We start from the raw sequence: 7426 nt of genomic DNA on the forward strand, positions 1-7426 counted from the left end.
CACATGCTATCACACACAGGTGAATGGGTAGGAGAGGTTAAAAATTAGTCTTAACGTACAATAATTTTCGATATCCAAACTGACCCCTTTTACATCGAAAAACGAAAAGCTGAAGGCGTTAATCAGTCCTGCATTGCCAGAGAGCTCGGCGTCTCTCGCTCTACGCTGAGCCGGGAGCTCAGGCGTAATACGGACCCCGCCTTCAACGGACTTTACTCCTCCAGACGCGCTGATGCCTTAGCCAGACAACGGCGGGGCGCCACCTCGGCACACAATGCCTGTGTCCCTCTGGGCCAGCAGACACAAGACTTTCTCCGGCAGGCGCTGGCTGTACATACCTCCCCTGAGGTTATCTGTGGGAGACTGAAAATCCAGTTTGATATCGCCGTCAGCAAAAATACCCTCTACCGCTATATCCGTTCGGACAGACAGGCTGGCGGTAAGCTTTACCTTCAGCTCCCTCACCGGGGTAAACGCTATCGCTATGATACGGGTGAGCCCGGACGCACGCCCATCCCGGACAGGGTTGGCATTGAGCTGAAGTGGAATACTGAATTTGGCCATTTGAAAAGAACTGCTATTGTCAGTTCATCAACCAAACAGGTGGCATAATGACCAACAAATTTAGTCCTGAATTCAAACGTGAATGTGCGCAACTGGTCCTACTGCATAATTACACACAACCGGAAGCGGCTAAGGCGATGAATGTCAGTATCTCTGCGCTGAAGCGATGGATTTATCAGATCCGCGATGAAACCAACGGGAAAACACCGAAAGCATCCGCCATAACCCCAGAGCATATCGAAATACAGGCGCTTAAGAAAAGGTTACAACGTGTTGAAATGGAAAACGATATTCTAAAAAAGGCTACCGCGCTCTTGATGTCAGACTCCCTGAACAATTCTCGTTAGTTGAGAAACTCAGGACGCGCTTTCCTGTTGCCTTTATTTGCAATGTGTTCGGGACCCATCGCAGCAGTTATCGCTACTGGTCAAGTCGGCCACGGCTGCCTGATGCAAAACGCATCGTCTTACAGGGACTGGTTCGTGAAGTACACCGTGTCAGTAATGGCTCAGCGGGAGCAAGAAGTATTGCCGAGATGGTGAGTGCAAAAGGTGTCCCGTTAAGTCGCTGGCGAGCCAGTAAGATAATGAAAGAGCTTAATATTGTCAGTTGCCAGCAACCGGAGCATCGCTACAAAAAAGCCACAAAAGAGCATGTGGATGTCCCTAATCATCTGGATCGCCAGTTTGCAGTAACAGAGCCTAATCAGGCCTGGTGCGGCGACGTGACCTATATCTGGACGGGCAAACGCTGGGCTTATCTGGCGGTTGTTCTGGATTTATTTTCCCGCAAGCCAATAGGCTGGGCGATGTCGTTTTCTCCAGACTCAGCCCTAACAGGAAAAGCATTAACGATGGCCTGGGAAGCCCGGGGGAAACCGGCTGACGTTATGTATCATTCTGACCAAGGAAGTCACTATACCAGCAAGGAATTTAGACGGTTACTGTGGCGTTATCGGATAAAGCAAAGCATGAGTCGACGTGGGAATTGCTGGGACAACAGTCCAATGGAGCGATTTTTTCGCAGTCTTAAATCAGAATGGGTACCCAACTGTGGATACGCTAATTTTGGCGAAGCAAATAACGCCATAACGAATTACATCATTGGCTATTACAGCCAACTCAGACCCCACCAATACAATGGTGGATTAACACCCAATGAATCAGAGCGATTATTTTGGGAAAGCTCTAAAACCGTGGCCAATTTTTGTTGACCACTTCATGGTGAGCCCGGACGCACGCCCATCCCGGACAGGGTTGGCATTGAGCACAGGCCTGCTGAGGCTGAACTCAAACAGGTTCCCGGGCATGTTGAAATCGATACGATTTTTGGCAAAGACCAGAAGTCATTCCTGCTGACGGTCGTGGACAAAGCCACAAAGCAGGTCATTATCCGTAAACTCCCCAATAAGTGCGCTGAGAGCGTCGTGGAAGCGTTCAGGGACATCGTGGCGAATACTTTCTGCGAGTTTAAAACCCTGACGGCAGATAACGGACCCGAGTTTGCGAAACATAAGGACATCACTCAGGTAACGGGCGCAAAGGTTTACTTTGCCCGGCCTTATCATTCCTGGGAGCGGGGGTTGAATGAGCATACCAACGGTCTGATACGGCGGTTTTATCCGAAAGGAACCGATTTTAATGGCGTCAGCGATGAAGATATTGCGAGACTGGAGCACATCCTCAACACTCGGGGGCGCAAATCTCTGGAATACAGCTCACCGAATGAGGTATTTTTAGAGTATCTACTCGCTGCATAACGCATGATGGTTTGTTGCGTTTCGTTCGGGAATGGGGCGTTTGGATTACTTGCCCTGGCACGTGATGGCGACAAAGTAGCGGGGGCAAAGTTTGTTGAATATGCCAAGGTGATGCGCGGCAAACGCCAGCTGCTCTGGTCGCGTGGTCTAAAAGACTTGGTGGGCGTGGATGATTTAACAGACGAAGAAATTGCAGCTAAACAAGAAGATAAAGCTGATCTGTTGGGGCATATAACGCCACAGCAGTGGGGCTGGGTGCGTAAAGCAGGGTTACGTGCGCAAGTGTTGGATGCCGCAGAATTGAGTGGTTGGGTAGGAGTTGAGGCTATTATAAATTGTCTTTATGAGCCGCCTGATTAGCTTGTAATTTTATATTTAAATTAAAATTTATAGGAAAATGCTTTGGAAAAAATAAAGGATTTATTTCTCGCTGGGCTAACAGGGTTATTTTTTATAACTATGTTTGCTGCTTGGCTAACTCATGTAATTGTTTGTTTTAAAGATGATAGCTGGGGTTTTTTAATTGCTGGTGCATTATTTTTTCCTATAGCAATGTTTCATGGAATAGGTATGTGGTTAGGCTTTTTTTAGACTCGTAGAGGCTTGCTTTAGGGTTTCAAAGGACACCTTTGCAGCGCAGCTGTAGGCACGTGGTTGTTAACGAAAGTTAACAATCCATGGCCCCATTCCCGAACGAAACGCAACAAACCATCATGCGTTATGCAGCGAGTAGATACTCTAAAAATACCTCATTCGGTGAGCTGTATTCCAGAGATTTGCGCCCCCGAGTGTTGAGGATGTGCTCCAGTCTCGCAATATCTTCATCGCTGACGCCATTAAAATCGGTTCCTTTCGGATAAAACCGCCGTATCAGACCGTTGGTATGCTCATTCAACCCCCGCTCCCAGGAATGATAAGGCCGGGCAAAGTAAACCTTTGCGCCCGTTACCTGAGTGATGTCCTTATGTTTCGCAAACTCGGGTCCGTTATCTGCCGTCAGGGTTTTAAACTCGCAGAAAGTATTCGCCACGATGTCCCTGAACGCTTCCACGACGCTCTCAGCGCACTTATTGGGGAGTTTACGGATAATGACCTGCTTTGTGGCTTTGTCCACGACCGTCAGCAGGAATGACTTCTGGTCTTTGCCAAAAATCGTATCGATTTCAACATGCCCGGGAACCTGTTTGAGTTCAGCCTCAGCAGGCCTGTGCTCAATGCCAACCCTGTCCGGGATGGGCGTGCGTCCGGGCTCACCCGTATCATAGCGATAGCGTTTACCCCGGTGAGGGAGCTGAAGGTAAAGCTTACCGCCAGCCTGTCTGTCCGAACGGATATAGCGGTAGAGGGTATTTTTGCTGACGGCGATATCAAACTGGATTTTCAGTCTCCCACAGATAACCTCAGGGGAGGTATGTACAGCCAGCGCCTGCCGGAGAAAGTCTTGTGTCTGCTGGCCCAGAGGGACACAGGCATTGTGTGCCGAGGTGGCGCCCCGCCGTTGTCTGGCTAAGGCATCAGCGCGTCTGGAGGAGTAAAGTCCGTTGAAAGCGGGGTCCGTATTACGCCTGAGCTCCCGGCTCAGGGTAGAGCGAGAGACATCCAGTTCTCTGGCAATGCAGGACTGATTAACGCCTTCAGCTTTTCGTTTTTCGATGTAAAAGCGCTCATGCTGAGTCAAATGTTTTCCCTTCATGCAACAGGGTCTCCGACAGGGTCAATACGGCTATTTTATCCGTACCTGACCGGTGGGTCACTTTGTTGCATTTCGTTTGGGAATTGGCGTCTGGGTAGCCGCCAAAGGCGGCTAGTTTTAGGGGGGCGCGCTAATTGTTTAATTCAGCAGTGAATTTATCAATATCTATAGATTTTCCCTCAACTATTTCATTGTATAACTGCCGCATTTTTTGAGGGTTTACATCCTTATCAATGAATCTAAATGCTGATGCAGCAACATATTCAGGTACTGCCTCAAAAGTCATCCAGCGTCTATCTTCCGCTTGGGCAACTTGCCCTGTCGTATTTGAACCTCCAAATATATCTATAATTAGATCACCGGGCTCAGTTAACATTTTAATAAAGAACTCAGGCAGTTTTGCAGGGAAGCGAGCAGGGTGACGCTTTACATCTGCTATTTTGCAACCTGTTAAGTACAGTCCGCTTGATTCTGAGTTTGGTATTTGCAGTAAGTTTGATGGTATAGAACCACCATTATCTTTAGCAAAACCTTTACCTATGTCATGCCCAGATGGTCGTAATTGGGGCTTATAGTACTTATCTGGATTCTCAATTAGCTTCTTCATTCTATCGCTGTAAGGGGCTAGCACTTTTGTTATGTCTGCTTGTGGCCACTCTGTTTTACTAAACCACCAAACAGTGTTTACTGAGTCCTTTACGCGCATTTTTCGCTTGTTTACCCATTCGATTGGGCTTGGTAATTTTGATGGATTAAACCAGTAGAAGTCCTCTGCAAGAAAGAACCCAAGCTCATCAACCATGCGTATTAATACACGAAAATTATATAAGCTTCGTACTGGTACACCCTTCATATATGCACCACCAAAATCCACAACAAAACTGCCATCTTTCCGTAGTTTTTTATGAACAATTCGACCGAACTGCAAGAACCAATCGATGTATTCATGCTGGTCTAAATTTCCATATTCTTTTTGTCTTTGCAGTGCGAAAGGTGGACTAGTAATTACCAGATTAACGCTGTCATCAGGTAGCTCTTCAAGCAACTCAAGTGAGTCGCCAATGAATGTGGCTCCCTTTGAAGTGTAGTAAGCAGGCTGTGTTTTCATGGTTGTAGTCATTTAATATTGCTACTCAAAGTCTGTAGATTCATTGTCATCTACTGCCCATTATCTCTGATATGAACAGCAAGTCAAAGTCCTCGTCTACCAGAAAGCTTTTTGCTCTGAATCTTCGCACGGTTCGGGAGGGTCTTGGCTTGTCTCAAGAGGCGCTAGCCGACTTTGCTGGGCTTCACAGAACCTACATTGGTTCTGTAGAGCGCGGAGAGCGGAACATATCTATTGATAATATTGAGCGGTTAGCGTTAGCGCTTGGTGTGCCTCCCGCCTCATTGTTGGAAAAATCTAAGACATGAAGCTTGAGCCGCACGAAGATTATAAAGTTTTAAAGGAAGTTTGGCCCTCGGTGCAGGAGTACCAAGACCTTGCGACTAGACACGGAATTAACGATATATTTCAGGATAATGGAGGAAAACTTTTACAGGTTCTTTTACTCCTTGGTCTTGATGTTCTTCCAGGTCGAGAAGGTAATGATGCCAAGGATGCCTCTGGTCAAGAGTATGAGCTGAAATCAGTAAACATAACCCTTACGGCTGGTTTTTCGACACATCACCATATGAATCCTTCTATTATCGCTAAGTACAGAAAAGTACCTTGGGTTTTTGCGATCTATAAAGACATTAGCCTTCAATCAGTTTATCTTTTGAAACCTGAGAATTTGGAGTTTTATTACGATAGATGGGAAGAAAAATGGCACAAGGATGGTGGGAAAGATATTAATAATCCTAAAATCCCCATTAAATACGTTGTTGCAAACGGTGTACTTCTACACGGAACACCTCCTGTTTTTATTACTAAACGCACAGTTAAGCCCCCTCCTGATGCTGGTGGATTTGAACCAGATGAAGTCTAGTTTGGTTCTGCTCCAGTGACTTATTTATACCTGTAAAACGCGCATTAGCCTGCTGTTGACAGGACAGGGAAGTCGATCATGCCAAGATCACAACCCAGTGTATAAGCATCCGTACCATGGTCGTATGACCTTCTTCCTGCATTTATAGATCAAAGCAAATACTCAAATGAGTATAATAGTACTTGCATCAAATGAGTAAATGAGTAAAATCAGCACAGGCAACCAAGGCATCATCACACAACAGGGGTTTAAATATGTACGTTATTGCAGTGTTAAATCAAAAGGGCGGCTCAGGGAAAACAACAATAGCAACCCACTTAGCACGGGCTTTACAGTTGGACGGTGCAGACGTTTTGCTAGTGGATTCAGACCCACAGGGCAGCACTAGAGACTGGGCAGCAGTCAGAGAAGACCAGCCTTTAGCTGTTGTTGGTATTGACCGCCCAACGATTGAGCGCGATATAAAACATATTGCCCGTAAAGATTTTGTTGTGATTGATGGTGCGCCACAGGCGGCAGACCTTGCAGTCTCTGCGATTAAAGCGGCTGACTTTATCCTGATACCTGTGCAGCCAAGCCCATACGATGTGTGGGCAACATCAGATTTAGTTGACTTGGTAAAACAGCGCATCGAGATAACAGACGGGAAGCTAAAAGCGGCCTTTGTTGTATCAAGAGCGATTGCAGGAACAAAGATTGGTGCTGACGTTGCAGAAGTTCTAGCAGGCTATGGTTTACCCGTTTTAGATACACGCATCATGCAACGGGTTCTTTATCCAACCACCGCAGCCAGCGGAACAACCGTTATGGACGTAGAGCCAAAAGGTAGTGCCGCTAATGAAATGCGCGCCTTAGCAGCAGAGATTAAAGCAAAGCTCGTTTGAGTAAATAAGTATTTGAGTAAATGAGTAGGGGTGTGGAAATGAGTAAAGTAGGAATTTTGAAAGCTGGCCGACCAAGCAGCAGCAAAGACAAAGCCGCAACGCTGGCTAGTTTGGCTGATAAACCTAAACTGAAACGGGTTAATTTTGAGATAGATGAAGAGTTGCATTCAAAGCTGAAAATGTATGCGGCCAGCAAAGGTAAGAGCATGGCGCTTGTTTTAACTGAGTACATCGAGCGAGTAACAAAATGAGTAAATGAGTTATGGGTTAAATGAGTAAATGAGTTATGGCTCAAATGAGTAAATACTCAGTAAAAAATGTTATACGAAAAGGTTAAGATGCTGATAAGCTTGGGGCTTAGAAAAGAAAAAAGCCCCGCTGTTTAGACGGGGCTTTTCAAAATCACACTGTATGAACCTTTGCACGGGCTCATACAGCAATCGCAGACTCCAGGCTAGTAGACATAGCGACCTGAACAACTCTTATTCTACTGCCAAGATTTTGCTTTGACAAGTTCGCCAGCGTTAAACGTGTGTGAACTAGAGGCTAAAAA

At 46.3% G+C, this 7426-nt stretch carries 11 protein-coding genes; 9 read left to right on the forward strand and 2 right to left on the reverse strand.

All coding sequences use genetic code 11. From position 1 onward, the window contains the following. The first annotated feature begins 93 nt into the window (after positions 1–93). From ACWJJO_RS23525 to ACWJJO_RS23545, 5 genes are all read left to right on the forward strand, one after another. Positions 94–612: a transposase gene (locus tag ACWJJO_RS23525; RefSeq protein WP_481091683.1), complete on the forward strand. Its 519-nt coding sequence runs from the start codon at positions 94–96 to the stop codon at positions 610–612. Further along, positions 612–1777 (forward strand): IS3 family transposase gene (locus ACWJJO_RS23530; protein ID WP_481090543.1). Its coding sequence is split into 2 segments (ribosomal slippage): positions 612–858 and positions 858–1777, totalling 1167 coding nucleotides; the frame shifts between segments, so codons are not numbered across the junction. The genes ACWJJO_RS23525 and ACWJJO_RS23530 overlap by 1 nt, the downstream gene beginning before the upstream one ends. A gap of 30 nt (positions 1778–1807) precedes the next feature. Beyond that, positions 1808–2323, forward strand: a complete 516-nt coding sequence (locus ACWJJO_RS23535) for an IS30 family transposase (protein ID WP_481091684.1) — start codon at positions 1808–1810, stop codon at positions 2321–2323. Positions 2324–2326: 3 nt separating this feature from the next. Continuing rightward, positions 2327–2683: a hypothetical protein gene (locus ACWJJO_RS23540; protein ID WP_481091674.1), complete on the forward strand. Its 357-nt coding sequence runs from the start codon at positions 2327–2329 to the stop codon at positions 2681–2683. 42 nt (positions 2684–2725) lie between these two features. Continuing rightward, complete coding sequence (locus tag ACWJJO_RS23545; RefSeq protein ID WP_481091675.1) at positions 2726–2914, forward strand: hypothetical protein; 189 nt, start codon at positions 2726–2728, stop codon at positions 2912–2914. 127 nt (positions 2915–3041) lie between these two features. On the opposite strand, the gene ACWJJO_RS23550 is transcribed toward ACWJJO_RS23545, so the two are convergent. Together ACWJJO_RS23550 and ACWJJO_RS23555 are read right to left on the reverse strand one after the other, a co-directional pair. Then, positions 3042–4016: an IS30 family transposase gene (locus tag ACWJJO_RS23550; RefSeq protein WP_481090564.1), complete on the reverse strand. Its 975-nt coding sequence runs from the start codon at positions 4014–4016 to the stop codon at positions 3042–3044. A 130-nt stretch (positions 4017–4146) separates the two neighbouring features. Then, positions 4147–5124 carry a DNA-methyltransferase gene (locus ACWJJO_RS23555; RefSeq protein WP_481091676.1) on the reverse strand — a complete coding sequence of 326 codons (978 nt, stop codon included), beginning with the start codon at positions 5122–5124 and terminating at the stop codon, positions 4147–4149. Positions 5125–5195: 71 nt separating this feature from the next. Between ACWJJO_RS23555 and ACWJJO_RS23560 the strand changes: the two genes are divergently transcribed. The 4 genes from ACWJJO_RS23560 to ACWJJO_RS23575 all read left to right on the forward strand — a co-directional run bounded on the left by ACWJJO_RS23560 (position 5196) and on the right by ACWJJO_RS23575 (position 7124). Further along, positions 5196–5432 (forward strand): helix-turn-helix domain-containing protein, encoded by a 237-nt coding sequence (locus ACWJJO_RS23560; protein WP_481091677.1) that lies wholly within the window; start codon positions 5196–5198, stop codon positions 5430–5432. Further along, entirely contained in the window at positions 5429–5989 is a 561-nt protein-coding gene (locus tag ACWJJO_RS23565; protein WP_481091678.1) for a restriction endonuclease, read from the forward strand. The genes ACWJJO_RS23560 and ACWJJO_RS23565 overlap by 4 nt, the downstream gene beginning before the upstream one ends. A gap of 254 nt (positions 5990–6243) precedes the next feature. Next, the gene (gene parA / locus ACWJJO_RS23570) at positions 6244–6873 is read left to right on the forward strand and encodes a ParA family partition ATPase (RefSeq protein WP_481091679.1); all 630 of its coding nucleotides are present in this window, start codon (positions 6244–6246) and stop codon (positions 6871–6873) included. A 38-nt stretch (positions 6874–6911) separates the two neighbouring features. Then, positions 6912–7124 carry a plasmid partition protein ParG gene (locus tag ACWJJO_RS23575; RefSeq protein WP_481091680.1) on the forward strand — a complete coding sequence of 71 codons (213 nt, stop codon included), beginning with the start codon at positions 6912–6914 and terminating at the stop codon, positions 7122–7124. Positions 7125–7426: the final 302 nt, after the last annotated feature.

The organism is Yersinia antarctica, from assembly GCF_056636475.1.

Bases quoted from the DNA above. Each gene is read 5' to 3' on its own strand.
- ACWJJO_RS23550 (WP_481090564.1), bottom strand. From the start codon at position 4,016: ATGAAGGGAAAACATTTGACTCAGCATGAGCGCTTTTACATCGAAAAA.
- parA (WP_481091679.1), top strand. From the start codon at position 6,244: ATGTACGTTATTGCAGTGTTAAATCAAAAGGGCGGCTCAGGGAAAACA.
- ACWJJO_RS23575 (WP_481091680.1), top strand. From the start codon at position 6,912: ATGAGTAAAGTAGGAATTTTGAAAGCTGGCCGACCAAGCAGCAGCAAA.
- ACWJJO_RS23565 (WP_481091678.1), top strand. From the start codon at position 5,429: ATGAAGCTTGAGCCGCACGAAGATTATAAAGTTTTAAAGGAAGTTTGG.
- ACWJJO_RS23560 (WP_481091677.1), top strand. From the start codon at position 5,196: ATGAACAGCAAGTCAAAGTCCTCGTCTACCAGAAAGCTTTTTGCTCTG.
- ACWJJO_RS23540 (WP_481091674.1), top strand. From the start codon at position 2,327: ATGATGGTTTGTTGCGTTTCGTTCGGGAATGGGGCGTTTGGATTACTT.
- ACWJJO_RS23555 (WP_481091676.1), bottom strand. From the start codon at position 5,124: ATGAAAACACAGCCTGCTTACTACACTTCAAAGGGAGCCACATTCATT.